Below are 16750 nucleotides of genomic sequence, written 5' to 3'. Positions count from 1 at the left end.
TCGATTGTGAAGGCGAGGATGCCGTCGACGAGCAACTGCTCGATCGGCTGTTCGCCGATGCAAGCGGCATTTGAACAGGTTGAAAAATGCACCGCCCGGCGCCGCGATCGTGCACCGCAGGCGGGTGCGGGGAAGTTGCCCGGCTTCCCCGCGTTTGGCACGGGACAGGCTGTCGTCGGCAACTCGTTCACGAGCAGACAGCGCCCTGCCGGCGGACATTGCCGAGGTGCGCGACCGGGACAACCCCCCAGTCGCTTCAAGGCCTGAAGTCGCAAAGCCTTGTAATCATTGCAGTTGCGACTCGACAAAATCGTCAAGCGGAGGGCAGGGGACTCGAACCCCCAACCCCTTACGGGGCACCTGATTTCGAGTCAGGCCGCTGGCCAATTCGCTTACCCTCCGGAGATCTCCAATTTATCGGCTCGGGCGGCCTGCGGCAATTGGGCGTTTGCCGGCGTTCACCGTGCATTTCAAAACCGGCCGGCGGGGGCGGCGACTGGATTTCTGCGCCGGGGGAGGCGGTTGTCCAAGCGCCCAGGGGGCCGAGCTGCGTTGGCACGTAGCTGGGACTGGGAGGCGCGGAGCTTGTCGCCGCCGGCCTGCCGCCGGGCGTGCAGTCAAACCGGCTTCCCTTGCCCGTACGGTTTGCCCAGCCGGTCGCGGCGATGGTGCGGGAGAGGCGTTTGCCGCGCGCGATGTGCGGGTTTCGCGCGGTATGACTCCTGTGCCGCGGACGGACGATACTTTGCCGCTGCTAGCAACCGTCGGCCGATACCACAACCGTGCCCTCCCTCCCGTCCTTCCCCGCGAGACGCCCATGGCCAACGAGAAAACGATCCGAGTAGTCACCCGCGGGCAAAACGGCGAGCTGCGGACTCGCGACTATCCGCACACCGACGCGGTGTTGCGGATGCACACGCAGATCGGCGTCGACGATTGCAGCACCGACCTCAGCTTGCGGGGCTTGCCCGTGTTTCGGGGATTGATCGGCCCGATGCCCGAGGGGAAAGAGGTCGTCCGTTACGAAACGCCCGAGGTGTTCGAGGCCCTCACCAAGGAGTGGGGAACCCCGGCGGCGGGTCGTCGCTCGCGGCGCCGCACGCAGGCGTAACGCGCGCGACCGTGCTCCGCGCTTGGCTGTCGGGGCTGAGCTGTCGTGGCTGAGCTGTCGTGGCTGGGCGGTCGTGGCTGGGCGGTCGACAGCCAGTCACGACGGTCGGCGGGTTAGTTTCGCCGCGGTCGATGCGTTCTCGACCGATGGTTATTGGTAGCGCGAACCCGCGGGGCTTTGCCAGCCGCTGGCTTGTCGCGGCGGGTCGCTGGGCATGGCTTGGCCGCCGAAGGGGCTGCTGTAAGTGTTCGGCGCCCCGTAGGTTGGCGGAGCGGCTGCGTACCCCGTGGCGCCAGTGGCGGGCGAACTCGCCGGGGCCGAGGGCCGGGCCGCCAGCGTCGCCGACGGAGCCGTATTGGCCGACGTGCTCGCCGTCAGCGGCTGCGCGCCGCCGGTTGCGGGACCGCCCATCGCGACCCGCTCGGTCACTTCGACGGGTCGCACCGCGTAGGTCGTCACCGGCGTGTCGACCGTGCGCGTCTCCGGCGCCCACGTGACGCGGGTCGTCGGCATCGTCACCGTGGCGACTTGCTGGTGGTACGTCGTCACTTCCTCGTACTCGTACGTCCAGTACGGTTCGATGAACGGGTTCCAACGCCCCACCAGCCGCGGGACCATTTGGTATTGCTTGACCGGCACCTGGTACACCTGCTGGAACTGCTGGTTTTCGGTGACGACCTGCTGGCGATACGTGGTCTGCGTTTGCGAGCGATTTTCGGTGACGGGCACGGTCCGCTGCACCACGGTCCGCGTCACCTGGTACCGAACCCCGTCGGGCCCGGTCTCGTAGGTCACCTGCTGAGCCGCTGCCGTACCGCCGGCGCACGCGATCAGCAGCCCTCCCAGCGCCCGGCGAATGCAGTGCACGGCATTCATAACAGCTTCCGACCTCGGCCACAGAAGGTTGAAGGAGTACGAACCGCCCCGGACAATGCGAGCGAAGCCGGTGAGCAATGCCTCTGCGGACCGGGCTCGCGGCGCGCCGGTCCCGCGCGGGGGCGGGGACCGCCTCTTGAGAACTATCGGCAGAATCGGCCAAGTCCCATGAGGCCCGAACGGCCTGACGAAAAAGGGGCCTGGCGCGCTCATGCAGCCCAACGGTCGGGCGGTTTTTGTCGCGGTCCGCGAGCCGGTCCCCGTTTCGACAGGCCGCCAAGCTAGCACCCGGCCGAGCCGATTCGTAAGATAAGGCAAGTTCTCCGCCGCGGTCGGATCGTCGCTGCCGTCGGCGTTCGTTCGCAAGCGGCTCTCCTTCGTCACCTGGTTTGAACAGCTTGCTCGCATGTCCCCCGTCAGCGATCAATTGCTCGCGATCCTCCGCTGCCCCGTCGACCGCAGCGCCCTGTCCGTCGCCGACGAGGCGACCGTCGCCGCAGTCAACGCGGCCGTCATGCGCGGCGAAGCCCGAACCGTCGGCGGCGCCAAGGTCGTCAAGCCGATCGATGGCGGCCTGCTTCGCGCCGCGGGGGATCGGCTCTACCCGATCGTCGACGGCATCCCGGTGATGCTCCCCGACGACGCCATCGAACTGCCGCGCGAATAGGGCAGGGGAAGCAGCCCGGCGCTCGCAAGCCTCACGAAAACGCCGCGTGCTTTGTCCGCTCGAAATCTAACCTGGGTCCAAGCCCGCATGCTTTGTCAGTTCGAAATCTAACCTGGGTCAAAGCCCGCATGCTTTGTCAGTTTCAAATCTAACCGACGTCAAAGCACGCGCACCGAGCAATCGTCCGAGACGACCCGCCCAGCGTCGTTCCCTTTTCAGCCTTCCCCCTTTTGCCTTCGCGCTGTCCCATGTCCACGATCTTTCAGCGAATCATCGATCGCGAGATCCCGGCCCGGATCGTCTACGAAGACGACGATTGTCTCGCGTTCCACGACGTGAGCCCGCAGGCGCCGGTCCACGTGCTGATCATCCCCAAACGGCCGATCGCATCGCTCGCCGCGGCGAGCGACGCCGACGCCGAGCTGCTGGGCCGCCTGACGCTGGCGATCCGCGACGTCGCCCGCGAACTGGGGCTGGCCGAAACGGGTTACCGCGTCGTCGCCAACACGGGCGCCGACGGGGGCCAAACGGTCGACCACCTTCATTTCCACCTGCTCGGCGGCCGCGCGATGACCTGGCCCCCGGGCTAGCGGCAAGTTTCCCCGCTTGGATCTGATCCCATTTGCCAAACTGAGGGGTGGCTGGGGTCGAACGAAGTGAGCCCCCAGGGGATCCCCTGCGCTGCGCCCCCGGCCACACTTCCAAGGGCGCAAACGAGTGTCACGACCCCCTGGTTCGGCCCGTTGTCATCTCCGTCCGGCGGCGATACGCTTAAGGGTCCGCAGCGGTCGGCCCGCCCCCTCGTCGGCCGCCTCGCTCCTGCCCGGGTAGCTCAATTGGATAGAGTGTCGGCCTCCGAAGCCGAAGGTTGTGGGTTCGACCCCCGCCCCGGGTACTTGCCCTAAAGGCACGCTAGACAAAGCTTTATGTCACCTGCCGGCGGTCGGCAGTGTAGCGTTTTCCCAGGGAATAAAACGGTACTTACCGTTTTATTCTCCGCCGTCACGGGAGACCTACACGATGCCGCGAATTGCCGGAGCCTCAATCCCCAAGTACCGGAAGCATCGCGCCTCCGGGCAAGCCGTCGTCACGATCGGCGGCCGCGATTACTACCTTGGCCCGCACGGGACCAAGGCGAGCCGAATCGAATACGATCGGCTGATCACCGAGTGGCTCGCCGGGGGGCGGTCGCTCGCCTTTGGGACGCCTGCGGATGCGATCACCGTCGTCGAACTGGCTGCCGACTATTTGAGGTTCGCCCGGAAGTACTACGGGGGCGGAAATCGCAGTGACTGCAATCGCATCATTTATGCCGTCAAGCCGCTCAAGGAACTGTACGGCAAGACTCCGGCGGCCGAGTTCGGCGTCCTGCAGTACAAAGCCGTGCGGGAGCGGCTGATCGCCCACGGCTACGCCCGCAGCAACATCAACGCGATGATGGCCCGGCTCGTCCGCATGTTCAAATGGGGGGCGGCCGAAGGCCGCTTGCCGGCGGCGGTCCCCCAGAATCTCGCCATCGTCCCCGGGCTGAGACGGGGGAAGTGCGACGCCAAGGAATCGGCGCCCGTCCTGCCGGTCGACGACGCCGTTGTCGAGGCGACCCTGGTTCACTTGCCCGAAGTCGTCGGCGATATGGTCCGCTTCCAACGGCTCACCGGCTGTCGCCCCGGCGAGGTCTGCGCCCTCCGACCGGTCGACGTCGACTGCACCGGCGACGTGTGGCTCTACCGACCCCGGCACCACAAGACGGCCCACCACGGCAAGGAACGGACAATCTTCGTCGGCCCCAAGGCCCAAGCCGTGCTGCTGAAGTACCTGGCCCGCGACTCCGAGGCCCATTGCTTCCGGCCGTGCGACAGCGAGCGGAAGCGGCGTGCGGCGCAGCATGCGGCCCGCACGACGCCGTTGTCGTGCGGCAATCGACCGGGGACCAACAAGGCGAAGAAACCCCGGAAGACGGCCGGCGGCGCCTACGTGCCGCTCTCTTACGCGGCTGCCATTCGTCGAGCGTGCGACGCGGCGGGCGTCGAACGCTGGAGCCCGAACCGCCTGCGTCACGCCGCGGCCACCGAGATCCGTCGCGAGTTCGGCCTTGAGGCGGCCCAAGTGATTCTTGGCCACTCCCAAGCGAACGTGACGCAGGTTTACGCCGAGCGAGACGCGGCCAAGGGTTACGACGTGGCCCGGCAAATCGGGTGAGCGGGTTTGCCGCTTGATCGGTTAGAATTCCCTTTGCCGAGTCGCGGGGTAGCTCCCCGCACACGATCGACGACGGCTTGCGGCTGCACCGTACTGCGGCCGTCGTCGGTCGGCTCGGCTTTTCACCTACGGTGCAATCATGGCGAAGAAATCACGCGTCAATCAGTCCGGCGGCGTCGATCGGTCAAACGCCTACAGCAACAGCTTGGCCGGGCTTGACCGCACGTTGGATCTCGACGAATTGCAGGCGAATTTGGAAGCCGCCGTCAGGCCGTTCGTGATTATTGACATCGCCGACGACTTCACCGGCGCCACCACCATGTTCCAGGGGGACAAGGTCGGTTTGCAGCCGGGGTGGGTGTCCGTGCTTGACAGCGTGGTCCAATTGCAGCGGCTGTACCTAATGCAAGCCGCCATCCGGTCCGACGATGCGAGGGAGGCGGCCACGTGCGGCCTATTGCTCGGCATGGACTGGCTCCAAGCGACATTGACGAATATTTACAAGATAAGACCTATCGATGCGCTCACCGCCAAGGCCATCGAGTCGCACCGTAACAGCTTGAACGGCAAGGCCGGCAAGCTGACCGCCGACGAGTGGGACAAGGTCCGTGCGGCCATCGCGGATGGCGTCAGCCACGGAGCGTCCGTCGCAGCTGCCTGCAGCAAAATCGAGGCCAAATTGAGAACCGGCAAGTTTCCCGGCGTCGGCCGCGTCAATATCTCGGCCGAATCTCTTCGCAAGCGATACAGCCGCCGGCGCCAATAGCCCCGAGTTGGGACAAACGGCGCTTTTCCCAATTTTTGGGACAAACGGCGCTCTTCCCAATTGTCGGGCGGGTTCTTGTTCCAATCCCTGTCGTTGGGTTCACAACCACGCGACGGAGATTTAGGAATGAGCAATTTACACCATGACGGCGCTGAAAATGGCGCCGTACTTCTCAATGAATCGCCTCGGCTCACGTTGACGCAGCTCGCGCGGCAACAGGGGAAAGGCCCTAGCACGACGTGGCGCTGGGCGCTGCGTGGCTGCCGCGGCGCCAAACTTGAAACTTTTCTCGTGGGCGGCACGCGCTACACGACGGGGCCGGCTTTCGAGAGATTTGTCGCGGCAATCAACGCGGCGCCGACCGCAATCGGCGGCGCGAAGGTCGCGACTTCTCGCCAGCGCGAAGCGGCGATTGCCGCGGCCGAGGCCGAGCTGGCCCGCGCCGGCGTCTAGTTCTTTCACACCATTCCCGCGGGCCCACAAAAAAAGGGCCCGGCCGTTCGCAGCGGCGCGGGCCCGAAAATCAGGGTCTTCCCCATGGTATCAAAAAACTCTCGCGCGGTCGAGCGAAGCGGCGATTCGCCGATCGACTACGCGCTTCAATATCTCCGCGCCGGGCTCTCCGTCGTGCCGATCCGCGGCGACGGCAGCAAGGCCGCGGCCGTTGCATGGAAGCGGCTCACGCAGGAACGCGCGACCGAAAGTGATGTCCGCGGGTGGTGGCTCGCCGATAACGTCGGAGTCGCCGTCGCCCACGGCCCGGCAAGCGGCAACAGCGAGGTTGTTGACCTGGATGACGTCTCGCTGATGGGCGAGTTTTTCGGGGAGATTGAGGCTCGCTGCCCGGGGCTGCTCGAGCGCCTGACGATCGTCCGGACGCCTCGCCCGGGTTATCACCTCATCTATCGCTGCTCGATGGTCGAGGGCAATAAGGTCCTGGCGCGCGGCCCTGACGGGAACGCTCTTATCGAGACCCGCGGCGCCGGCGGCTACGCGCTCGCGCCCGGGTCGCCCGGCTGCTGTCACCCGACCGGGCGTGAATACGAACACGCGAGCGGCCCGCCGCTGACCGACCTGCCGACGATCACCGCCGTGGAACGCGCGGCGATATTTGCGGCGGCGCGGGTGTTCGATGAGAAGCCACCTGAGCCGCGCGAAAACCCCGTCGGCGTCATCAACGGTACGCACGACGGGGTGAGCCCAGGCGACGGCTACAACGCCCGGGCGACCTGGTGCGAGATCCTCACCCCCCATGGGTGGCGAGAAAACTTCACCCGTGGCGACGTGACGCATTGGACGCGACCCGGCAAGGAGGAGGGGACGTCCGCAACGACGGGGCTGCGGAGCAAGGGGGGGACCGAACTGATCTATATCTTCTCGACGTCGGCGACGCCGTTCGAGGCAAACTGTGGTTACAGCAAATTTGCCGCGTTTACTTTGTTGAACCACGACGGCGACTTTGCGGCTGCGGCCCGTGCACTGGCGTCGCAGGGTTACGGCGATCGGCGGGGGGCTGCTACGACGACCGCGGGGCTCGCGGCCGCGACGCCGCAATTCATCACGCCGCCGCTCCCCCCAATCGAGACGTTGACATTCCGGCAGCTTGCCGCGGGCAACCCACGCCTCGCCGAGCCCGTCGTCGAGGGGCTGTTCCGTGCGGGCGAGACGGTCAACGTTATCGCGCCGCCGAAAGCGGGGAAATCATGGCTCGTTTACGGGCTCGCGCTTTCGATCATCAACGGGCGGGATTGGCTCGAAACTTTCCCGACCCGCCGCGGAAAAGTTTTGCTCGTCGATAACGAGCTGCACCGCGCGACCCTCGCGAATCGCGTCCCCGCCGTTGCGGAAAAAATGGGGCTTCTTGCGGCCGATTACATCGATGACCTGCACGTCTGGCCCCTGCGCGGCAACCTGCGGTCGCTGGTCGAGTTGCGTCGCGAGTTCGAGGCGATCCCGCACGGCGAGTATCAAGCGATCATTTTGGACGCAAAGTATCGGTTCGCGATCGAGGGGCAATCCGAGAATGACAATAGTGCGGAAACACTAATCTACAACCGCTTGGATGGATACGCCGCTTCGACCGGCGCGGCGTTCGTCCTCATTCACCACGCCAGCAAGGGGGGCCAGGGGGGCAAAGCCGTTACCGACGTCGGGGCAGGCGCCGGGGCTCAATCTCGCGCGGCCGACGCTCACCTCGTGCTGCGAGAGCACGAGGAACCGGGCGTCGTGGTGCTTGAGGCGGCCGTCCGATCATTTCAACCAGTCGACCCGCTGCCACTGCGATTCGAGTTCCCGCTGTGGCTCCCGGCCGGCGGCGTCGACCCCGGGAAGCTCAAAGGGCGGCTGAGCGTGAAGGAACTAAGGCAGGCGGCCGACGACCGGGAAGGTTTTGCCCTGATCGCCGAAGCGCTGCAGGCCGGCCCCGCATCCACGCGGCAGGTTCGGGATGTTACTGGGCTGAGCAAGGACCGGGCCGACCGGCTGCTGTCGCTGCTGGTCGCCGGCCGGCAAGTGGACGTCGAGACCGAGACCGTCCGCGGAAACGTATGCCGAATTTACACCCTCAAGGACCGCGATTAGGGGACGTGGTCGGCCTGGATCGACCACGTACCGACCACCCGACCACGTGCCTGACGGGTGGGGGGTGGCTCCCTAAAGGGGGAGCCGACCACCCGACCACGTCAGGCCCCCGATCGACCCTGCAACAACCGACCGCTTCGAACCGACCACCCCGATCCAGGAGAAAAAAACATGACCACCATCCCCTCGACGCCGACCTGCTCGACCTGCCGCTGGTGGGAACCGGACGAAGCCGAAACCGGCCGCTGCCGTATCAATCCGCCGCAGCCCGACCTGCTCGTGGCTCTGGAAGCCGCCCTGCGTTCCGCGGAACGGGACTACTCGGAACCCCCGTTGGACGGGCTGCTCAGAGGCCTATGCTCCAGCACCTCGCCGTTGTACGGCTGCTGGCCTACGACGGAGCCCTATGATTTTTTGCGGGCGATGGTCCCCGACCAATGATTGCTGCGACGAGGAACGCTTTTGAGGCGGCGCCCTGCGAGCCGCAAGCGGAGGGGATCGCCAGTCGTAGGTCAGGCGAGGCGGAACGTGCGTCGTGACCGCCGAGTCGACCAGCGGTTCGATCAAATTGACTTCGGAGCGATCATGATCTCAAATATATCTTGCGAGGCACGCCGTAGTCGCCCGCTGTTCGCGGAAAAGGCGCCTGCAACCTTGAGAGTTTTGGTTCAGCGTGGTCGTTTCCTAAAGCAGCGACCTCTTCGCCGCAGAAAACATCGAGCGGAATCGCGTTAACTTAGGAAGTCTGGGCGGACTCTCTGCGAATCGCGGCGATTTGCAAACAAGATCTCCCCAAGAGCCACGCAGCACTTTGTTCAAGTGCCGTTCACTTGGGGTCGATTTAGACACGACCGCGTTTCGTCGGCGAACGCACGATTCGCCGCTGCATGTTCTCGCCAGATGGGCAACGGCGTCCGCCGGATTGTCCCTACGTAGGGACAATCTCGATCGACGCACCCAGCATCTCGAGCGGCCGCCGGACACGGTGTCCCGGGGCCTGCGTCGTCCAAGTGCCGAGTTCACGCCGCCTATTTGTTGAATCGAGGGCGCCTCGGACCGGAAAGTTGACCGCGGCTCCCTGACGCCCGCTGGTAGCCGCTTCACGCTCGGCACGCAAGATATCGCGTTCGCTTGCCCGACGACCAGCACGGGCTACCCTGGCGGTTCTCGCACCACCGAGGCCCGCATGATCCCGACGACGCTGCAACTGCTTCGGCTCCCTGATCCACTTTACGCCACGCACCGCCTGGCCCTGGCGTTCGAGGACCAATGGGGGCGGCCGGCGACGATCGGCGAATTGGCGGCGTCCGGCGGACTGGACGAAGCGACCGTGGCGACGAGCTTGGCGGCTCTTGAGTCGCAGGGGTTCGTCTGCCGCTTGTGGGGCGGCGATCGGTTCGAGGTTGTCATGCCGGCGATTGGCGAAGTCACGTAGGATTGCGACCGTGTGCCACCACTATTGCCAAGCCTCCCGACCGCGAGCTGCCGACTACGGCGTGCAGCGCGACCGTCTGCAACTGGAGTTCCCCGAAGGGGGCTTCTATCCGCTGTCGCGAGTGCCGATCGTCCGGTTCGATCCCGCCGGCGAGCGGGAGTTGATCGCCGCGGAGTGGGGTTTGCTGCCGTTCTGGTGGAAGCCGTCGGGCGCCGCGACCAGCCGCAAGGCGTTTCAACGGCGATGCTTCAACGCCCGGAGCGAGACTGCCGCGGAGAAGCCGGCCTATCGCGAAGCGTTCAAGCATCGTCGCTGCCTGATCCCGGCGACGGAATTTTACGAGCGGGGTCATGGCTTCCGCTTCGCCGATGCTCGGCCGTTCGCGTTCGCCGGGCTCTGGGAATCGTGGAGTGCGGGGGACGGCGAGACGATCGAAAGTTGCACGCTGCTGACGACCGAGCCGAACGCGTTGATTCGCTCTGTCGGCCATCATCGGATGCCCGTTCTGTTGTCCGACGAGCGGGCGTACGCGGCGTGGCTCGACTTGGCCGAAGTCTCGACGGCTCCGACCCCAGCGGACGCGATGACGCTGCGGCCCCCATCGACGTGAGGCCCTGAGAGGACAAGAGAGGTCGAGTCGCCGGACGTGTTCGGAGTCGACCCGACCCTGGCGTCGCGGGAGGCGGCGTCTGGCGAGACCGATTTTCCCGGGCAATCCCGCCAAACGGCGCCTATGCGGCCGATCTCGGGGCGGAGAGCGGTGCGGCAAGGATGATCTCGGCCGGCGCCCCAAGCATGCTGGGAAGACCCCCCGGAGTCATGCCATGACCGACCGTGATATGAGTGCTCGCATCGCCGCCCTCAGCCCGCGACGCCGCGAAGTCTTTCGCCTGATCAGCCTGGGGTGCACCGCCGCCGATATGGCCGCCATTTTAGGGCTGTCCCACTGGACGATCGCCAATCATCGGCGGGCCGTCATGCTCCAGCTGGGATGCGACAAGTCGATCCTTCTCGCCCGCCTGGCGATCAAGCACGGCGTGTCTCGCCTCGACGAGACTTTGGCGCCCGCGGAGAAACGCCGACGAGGACGGGGCGAAGACGGTTGGAATTGACCGCGCGGTCATGAGCGTTGCATCCTGGGCCTCTTGCGGCGGCTGGCAGGTTGGAGGAGTCCGAATTCCATCCATCAACGGTGCGAGGTGCGAGATGGGGCAAGCGGCCTGGGAGAAGTGCGACTTGTGGCGGAAAGTCTGCGAAGGCGGCAAGAGCGTGCTGCCGATTCGAGGCTTATTGCTGGGACAACAAATTGTCCGAGCCGTTGTTCGATAGCCGGCGGCGCAAGCTTGCCGGACAGGGGCACAAGACCTCTCGCACCCTGGCGACCCGACGTCGCCAGGACGTGTTTGCGTCTTGCTTTTCTGTTTCCCGACAGGCTTCTCCCTTGGTTTTTCTCCCATTCAGTTAGTCGCCGTGATCGGACGGTGCACAAGAGTCGGGACGAAGACCGTCGGCTTGCCGCCTTGCTGCGCCTCGCAGGGCGCCGGCTTGCGAACGGCGTTCTCGTCGATGACGCGTCTCGCCCTCTCGTTCGGAACGCCCTGTCGTCCTGCCTCAGTCGGACTTCGACGACCGAGACCATCAAGGCAACCCGATGGCGACAGTCCCCAGCCACACCCGCCCCTGTAGGACGCGCTAAATCCGCCCCCCAACCGGGGCATAAAGACTTGCTGGACTCTTAGCTATTGCGAAGGAGAACCCGCTCCCTCGTCGGAGCGGACCTCCCTCTTCCATCTTCTTTCGCCCTGGAGACTGCCGATGCCCACTTACGTCGCGGCCGCGTTGGCGGCGGCGGTCGTTGCGCTCGCCGTTGCGCTGGCCCGCGAGCGGCGATGGCGCCGAGCGCTGCTGCGGCTGCTCTCCCGCCTCCTTGCTTCCCCCAGGAGATCCCATGCCACGCGTTCGCCTCGCTCCCGTCGGTCGACTCCTGGCGCTGGGAGCCATTCTTCTGAGCGCCGGCGGCTGCGGGGAGGACGCCCGCGTCGTTCGCCTCTCCCAGGAAGCGGCCGACCGCCAGGCCGCTCAAAACGTCGCGCTCGCCCGCGTCGCCGACGCGGCCGCGCGAGGCGCCCACGAGCTCGTCGCCGCCGACGCCGCCGCGCGCGAAGCATCGATCCGCCTGCAGGGCGAGATTCAAACGGAGCGCCGCCGGCTCGACGAGGGCTGGCGCGCGTTGCGCTCCCAAGAGCGCGACCTGGCGTCCGCACGCCGGCGGGACTCGGCGCTGACGACCGCCGTCCGCGGGACGGGAATCGTTCTGGTGGCGCTGCTCGCCTTGGCGCTCGCTTGGTTCATCTTGGTCCCCGCCCGTCACGACGACGGACAGGCGGACCTGCTGGACTGGATCGCGATCGAACTCGCCCCCGTCGACCCGGGGGCCGCGATCTCCTCGTCGCCGACCGAGACGCCCCCCGCGCCAGACGAACCGGCCGCGCTCCCGCACGTTTCACCCCTTGCACCGCCCGAGGATCAGCCATGAGTCATCTCGTGACGATCACGACCCGCGTCCGCGACCCGGTCGCGCTCGCCGCCGCCTGCCGGCGACTGCAGCTGTCGGCGCCGCAGCCCGGCCGCCATCGCCTCTTCACGACCGAGGTCGAAGGTCTGGCCGTGAGCTTGCGCGACTGGCGCTATCCGGTCGTCTGCCGCATCGAGACGGGCGAGCTCCGTTTCGACAACTTTCAAGGTCGCTGGGGCGAGCCGGCGCGGCTCGACGAGCTCGTCCAGGCCTACGCCGTCGAGAAGGCGACGCTCGAGGCCCGTCGGCAAGGCCATTCCGTCGTCGAGCGGACGCTCGCCGACGGGACGATCCGCCTCACGCTGACCACGGGAGGAGCCGGCCGATGACGACAATCACGATCGACGTTTCTCCCCACGGAGAGATCCGCCTCGCAACGCACGGTTACGCCGGGACCGCCTGCCGGGACGCCAGCCGAAGTTTGGAGCTGGCCCTCGGGCTGGTCACGAGCGACCGACCGACGTGGGAGCGCTACGCGACCGCTCCCGCCGCGTGCCGGCAGCGCCAGGGGTTCGGGGGAGGAGCGTCATGACCGGGCTGCCGAACCTCATGACCGACCGGGCCGGGAGGCCGACGCGATGCGGTCCCCTGCGGCGTCCGCCGTTGCTGGTCCTCGTCGAAGGGCGCCGCGCCGCGGCGTTTCTCGGGAGGATGGCGATGCTCTGGCGAAGCCTCGATCCCCGCCTCCCCGATCTGGCGGCGCTGGCGGCCGCGGGACGCCTCGCGCTGCTGCCGATCGGCGGGGGCGGGGCCGACGACCTTCTCCGTCGGGGCGCGGCGCTCGAGACGCTCCGGCTCCCCCGGGTTCATCTCTACGACCGCGACGTCGAGCCGGAGACGACGCGACGCCGTGCGGCGATCGCGCAGCTCAACGCCCAGCCGAACTGTCTCGCTCGGCTCACCGCAAAACGGTCGCTCGCGAATTATCTCCATCCCGAAGCGTTGGTCGCCGCGGGTCTCCCGGCGATCGAAATCGACGACGACCTCGACGTCGCGGCCAGGCTGGCGCAAGCCCGGCGCGCCGCCGTGTCGCACGCCGCGCCGTGGAACGCCCTCGCGCCCCGGAGTCGGCGACGACTCGTCTCGCGCATGAAGCGCCGGCTCCACGACGACGCCCTCCCGCGGATGACGATCGCTTGGGCCCGGCAGCGCGACCCGGCCGGCGACCTCCCCCGCTGGCTCCGCGAGCTCGACGAGTTGTTGCGGTGGTGAGCGCCGGCAGCGCGCATCCTCGCCGGCTTCGGGCGCGGTCTCCCCCCCGTTTTTTTGCAGGAATTTCTCACTATGAAGCCTCGCTCGCTCGCCTCCCAGGTCCAAGACTACGTCGCCGCCTGTTTCGCGGGGATCTGGATCCGCACCGACGAACCGGACGAAGCGCTCGCCAGTTTGGCGACCCTGTGCCGCGACGAAGGGTGGCGGCTCGCCGCGTGGGACGTCGACGCCGGCCTCCACGGCAGCGACGCCGACCGCGGCTCGGTCCCCGATCCCTTGGCCGCCGTCCGCTGCGCCCAGCAAGTCGCCCCCCCCGACGAATTCGGCCTCCTGGCGCTGTGCAACTTCCACCGATTCTTGAACTCTCCCGAAATCGTGCAAGCGACCGCCCGCCAGATCGCCCTGGGAAAACGGACCCGCTCGTTCGTCGTCGTCCTCGCCCCGGTCGTCGAAATCCCCCGCGAACTCGAAAAACTGTTCGTCGTCGTCGAGCACGAACTCCCCGACCGCGCGCAACTCGAGACCATCGCCGCGGAGATCGCCGCCGAGCCGGGGGACCTCCCCGCAGGCGACGAACTCTCGGCCTTGCTCGACGCCGCCGCCGGCCTCACCCGCTACGAGGCCGAAGGGGCCTTTTCGTTGGCGCTCGTGCGCGAAGGGGCGCTCGAGCCCCGGACGATCTGGGAGGTGAAGGCGCAGCAACTCGCCAAGTCGAGCCTGCTCGCCGTCGAGCAGGGGACCGATCGGTTCGCCGAGATCGGCGGCCTCGCGGTCCTCAAGCGATTCTGTCGCCAGCTGCTCGAACGCAAGCCCCGCCGCGTCGCCGCGCCGAAAGGCGTGCTGCTCCTCTCGCTCCCGGGGTGCGGCAAGAGCGCCTTCTGCCGCGCACTGGGGAACGAGGTCGGCCGGCCGACCTTGCGGCTCGACGTCGGGGCCCTCATGGGCTCGCTCGTCGGCCAGACCGAAGCGAACGTCCGCCGCGCCTTGGCGATCGCCGAGGCGACCGCGCCGTGTCTGTTGATGATCGACGAGATCGACAAAGGCTTGTCGGGCGTGCGGAGCGATCAGGCGGACGGCGGGGTCGCGGCCCGCCTCATGGGAACGCTCCTCACCTGGCTTGCCGATCGGACGAGCGACGTCTTCGTCGTCGCGACGGCGAACGACGTCGCCCGGCTCCCGCCGGAGTTCACCCGCGCCGAACGATTCGACGGCGTGTTCTTCATCGACCTCCCCGATCGACGTGAGCGGGACGCGATCTGGGAGATCCATCGCGCGGCGTTTGCGATCGAAGCGTCGCAGGTGCGGCCCGGCGACGACGGCTGGACCGGCGCCGAGATCAAGGCCTGTTGCCGGTTGGCGACCCTGCTCGGGGTCTCGCTCGTCGAAGCGGCGGCGCACGTCGTCCCGGTCGCGATCGCGGCCGCCGAAGCGATGCGCGAGCTGCGGCAGTGGGCCTCCGGCCGCTGCCTCGCCGCCGATCGGCCGGGCGTCTATCGCGGACCCGCCGTTTCCAATCGGCGCCGAGGGGTGCGGATCGATCCTTCGGTGAACTGACGTGCGTTCTTGGTTCCCTCGTCCTGACTGCCGGAGGCGCTCATGTCTCGTCCGCCGAAGTCCCCCGCGCTCCTGGCGCACCGCGATCTCGCCGCGATCGTCGCCGCCCTCCAGCGACTCCTCTATTTCGACGACGAAGCGGAGCCCCCGCAGTGGAGCGGCGACAAACCGTGGTCCGGCGCCGACCTGGCCGATCGACTCGCGGAGTCGCTCGCGGCGTACGGGCTCGTCCCGGACGACGAGTTCGCGTGAACGTTCGCCGCGGACGCGCTGGGACAATTCCGAACTCCCCTCTGGAGACCATCCGATGAGCACAGCGCTCGCCGAGCCCCCTCCCCGCGACGAACTCGCCGCTCGGCTGCGGGCCGAGACGACCGGGGTGCGGCTGTCGATTTCCTGGCTCGGGGTCCGTCGGACCCTCAGCCGCGCGCAGCAGACCGAAGCGGCCGACACGTTTCGCGCAGCGCGAGAGTACGTCGCCGCCAACAAAAAACTCCTCGACACGGGGCACCCCGCCTTCCAGGCGGCGACGCGGGTCCGCCACCGGGCCGTCGCCCTCTGGAAAGGGATGTCGTTGCCGTTCCCCGAGCCGGGGGTCCGCCTCATCAAGCGTCCCGACGTCGCCGAACTCGATCGGCGCCTGGGGGGGCTTGCGGCCGAACTCGCGGAGGCGGTCCGTCAGCTGCAGGAGCGGTACGACGAGCTCCGCGACCTGGCCCGCGTCCGGCTCGGCCGGCTCTACGATCCGCGCGACTACCCGGCCGAGCTGGCGGACGAGTTCGCCCTCCGCTGGGAGTTTCCCCCCGTCGATCCCCCCGACTATCTCCGGCGGCTCCACCCCGAGCTTTATCAGCGGGAATGTCGCCGGGTCGCCGCGCAGTTCAACGAGGCGGTCCGCCTTGCCGAGGAGGCGTTTCTCACGGAGTTCCGCGAATTGATCGCCCATCTCGCCGAACGGCTCGGCGGCCGCGCCGACGGGACCCCCAAGGTCTTTCGCGATTCGGCCGTCGCCAACCTCCAGGAGTTTTTCGAGCGGTTTGGGCGGCTCGACGTCGGGTCGCACGACGAACTCGACCGGCTCGTCAGGGACGCCCAATCGCTGTTGGCCGGGGTCGATCCGGGATCGCTCCGCACCGACGCGACCTTGCGCGGCGAGATTCACGGGGAACTCGCCCGAGTCGAGACCGCGCTGGAGACATTGCTCGTCGATCGGCCGCGGCGACACGTGCTGCGGCGGGCGAAATGACGGAGGTGCGCGTGATGGACCTCTTCATTGAGCGGGCCGGCGCGGTCCGCTGTCTCTACGGCGAGCTCGTGACGCTCGCGGAGCTCGGCGACGTCGAGATCGCCCGGGCCGCCCACGTCGAACCGGACGCGCACGGCCGCTGGTTCGTCGATCTCGCCCCGAGCGGCGGCCCGCGGCTCGGGCCGTTTTCGCGGCGCTCCGCGGCGCTCGCTGCGGAGGAAGCCTGGCTGCGGGCGCAGCTCGCTGCGCGGACTCGGCCGGCCGGCGCGCCTCCCTGACGCGCGTCCCGGCGACGCGCACGTCTCCCGTCCGGCTCGCCCGCTGCGGCGAGCCGTTGTTTGCGAGTGCGCGGCGCCGACGGTCCCGTCGACGCGGCGTGCTCGAATCCCGACCCGCGCGTCGGCCTTCGCCGCGAGCGGCGATGAGGTCGGCGAGCTCTCTCGATCCGAGGAACTTCCCCCATGACGACTTTCGACCTGACCGCCGCCGTCGCCGCCGCGACCGGCGAATCGATCCGCACGATCCGCGC

Annotated in this window: 21 protein-coding genes and 2 tRNA genes; 20 read left to right on the top strand and 3 right to left on the bottom strand. The window is 67.5% G+C overall.

Annotated features, from left to right (window positions below; all coding sequences use genetic code 11):
- Both KF688_19840 and KF688_19835 read right to left on the bottom strand, forming a co-directional pair.
- On the bottom strand, positions 1-191 hold a 191-nt coding region (locus tag KF688_19840; protein ID MBX3427940.1), incomplete at its 3' end, for a hypothetical protein.
- A gap of 127 nt (positions 192-318) precedes the next feature.
- Positions 319-401, bottom strand: a tRNA-Ser gene (locus KF688_19835).
- 416 nt (positions 402-817) lie between these two features.
- Between KF688_19835 and KF688_19830 the strand changes: the two genes are divergently transcribed.
- A complete protein-coding gene (locus tag KF688_19830; protein MBX3427939.1) occupies positions 818-1111 on the top strand; it encodes a hypothetical protein in 294 nt (97 codons plus the stop codon).
- 150 nt (positions 1112-1261) lie between these two features.
- Here KF688_19830 and KF688_19825 read toward each other — a convergent pair whose 3' ends face one another.
- A complete protein-coding gene (locus KF688_19825) occupies positions 1262-1987 on the bottom strand; it encodes a hypothetical protein (protein ID MBX3427938.1) in 726 nt (241 codons plus the stop codon).
- A 406-nt stretch (positions 1988-2393) separates the two neighbouring features.
- On the opposite strand from KF688_19825, the gene KF688_19820 reads away from it, so the two are divergent.
- The 19 genes from KF688_19820 (at position 2394) to KF688_19730 (ending at position 16499) form a co-directional block, all read left to right on the top strand.
- A complete protein-coding gene (locus KF688_19820) occupies positions 2394-2654 on the top strand; it encodes a Trm112 family protein (protein ID MBX3427937.1) in 261 nt (86 codons plus the stop codon).
- Between the two features lie 248 nt (positions 2655-2902).
- The gene (locus tag KF688_19815) at positions 2903-3244 is read left to right on the top strand and encodes a histidine triad nucleotide-binding protein (protein ID MBX3427936.1); all 342 of its coding nucleotides are present in this window, start codon (positions 2903-2905) and stop codon (positions 3242-3244) included.
- 231 nt (positions 3245-3475) lie between these two features.
- Positions 3476-3549: transfer RNA gene (locus KF688_19810), tRNA-Arg, on the top strand.
- A gap of 125 nt (positions 3550-3674) precedes the next feature.
- Positions 3675-4853: a site-specific integrase gene (locus KF688_19805; protein ID MBX3427935.1), complete on the top strand. Its 1179-nt coding sequence runs from the start codon at positions 3675-3677 to the stop codon at positions 4851-4853.
- Between the two features lie 205 nt (positions 4854-5058).
- Entirely contained in the window at positions 5059-5619 is a 561-nt protein-coding gene (locus tag KF688_19800; GenBank protein MBX3427934.1) for a hypothetical protein, read from the top strand.
- A 126-nt stretch (positions 5620-5745) separates the two neighbouring features.
- A complete protein-coding gene (locus KF688_19795; protein ID MBX3427933.1) occupies positions 5746-6072 on the top strand; it encodes a DUF1580 domain-containing protein in 327 nt (108 codons plus the stop codon).
- A gap of 84 nt (positions 6073-6156) precedes the next feature.
- Positions 6157-8199: an AAA family ATPase gene (locus KF688_19790; GenBank protein MBX3427932.1), complete on the top strand. Its 2043-nt coding sequence runs from the start codon at positions 6157-6159 to the stop codon at positions 8197-8199.
- 171 nt (positions 8200-8370) lie between these two features.
- Entirely contained in the window at positions 8371-8640 is a 270-nt protein-coding gene (locus KF688_19785; protein ID MBX3427931.1) for a hypothetical protein, read from the top strand.
- 745 nt (positions 8641-9385) lie between these two features.
- Complete coding sequence (locus KF688_19780) at positions 9386-9634, top strand: hypothetical protein (GenBank protein ID MBX3427930.1); 249 nt, start codon at positions 9386-9388, stop codon at positions 9632-9634.
- A 10-nt stretch (positions 9635-9644) separates the two neighbouring features.
- On the top strand, positions 9645-10244 hold the full coding sequence (locus KF688_19775) for an SOS response-associated peptidase (GenBank protein ID MBX3427929.1): 600 nt from the start codon (positions 9645-9647) through the stop codon (positions 10242-10244).
- Between the two features lie 214 nt (positions 10245-10458).
- Positions 10459-10746 (top strand): response regulator transcription factor, encoded by a 288-nt coding sequence (locus KF688_19770; protein MBX3427928.1) that lies wholly within the window; start codon positions 10459-10461, stop codon positions 10744-10746.
- An 836-nt stretch (positions 10747-11582) separates the two neighbouring features.
- Positions 11583-12170: a hypothetical protein gene (locus tag KF688_19765; protein MBX3427927.1), complete on the top strand. Its 588-nt coding sequence runs from the start codon at positions 11583-11585 to the stop codon at positions 12168-12170.
- Positions 12167-12538 (top strand): DUF1257 domain-containing protein, encoded by a 372-nt coding sequence (locus KF688_19760; protein MBX3427926.1) that lies wholly within the window; start codon positions 12167-12169, stop codon positions 12536-12538. The genes KF688_19765 and KF688_19760 overlap by 4 nt, the downstream gene beginning before the upstream one ends.
- Complete coding sequence (locus KF688_19755; GenBank protein ID MBX3427925.1) at positions 12535-12741, top strand: DUF2997 domain-containing protein; 207 nt, start codon at positions 12535-12537, stop codon at positions 12739-12741. Before KF688_19760 ends, KF688_19755 begins: the two co-directional genes overlap by 4 nt.
- Positions 12738-13421, top strand: coding sequence for a hypothetical protein (locus KF688_19750; protein MBX3427924.1), 684 nt, complete (start codon positions 12738-12740; stop codon positions 13419-13421). Before KF688_19755 ends, KF688_19750 begins: the two co-directional genes overlap by 4 nt.
- A 72-nt stretch (positions 13422-13493) precedes the next feature.
- Positions 13494-14975 carry an AAA family ATPase gene (locus KF688_19745; protein MBX3427923.1) on the top strand — a complete coding sequence of 494 codons (1482 nt, stop codon included), beginning with the start codon at positions 13494-13496 and terminating at the stop codon, positions 14973-14975.
- 42 nt (positions 14976-15017) lie between these two features.
- On the top strand, positions 15018-15227 hold the full coding sequence (locus KF688_19740; GenBank protein MBX3427922.1) for a hypothetical protein: 210 nt from the start codon (positions 15018-15020) through the stop codon (positions 15225-15227).
- Between the two features lie 55 nt (positions 15228-15282).
- Positions 15283-16221, top strand: a complete 939-nt coding sequence (locus KF688_19735) for a hypothetical protein (protein MBX3427921.1) — start codon at positions 15283-15285, stop codon at positions 16219-16221.
- Positions 16222-16235: 14 nt separating this feature from the next.
- A complete protein-coding gene (locus KF688_19730) occupies positions 16236-16499 on the top strand; it encodes a hypothetical protein (GenBank protein MBX3427920.1) in 264 nt (87 codons plus the stop codon).
- Positions 16500-16750: the final 251 nt, after the last annotated feature.

Source organism: Pirellulales bacterium, from assembly GCA_019636345.1.
In the GTDB taxonomy this organism is placed as follows: Bacteria; Planctomycetota; Planctomycetia; order Pirellulales; family Lacipirellulaceae.
Note: the sequence above shows the minus strand (reverse complement) of the source record. Positions and strands in the feature narration are given on the sequence as shown.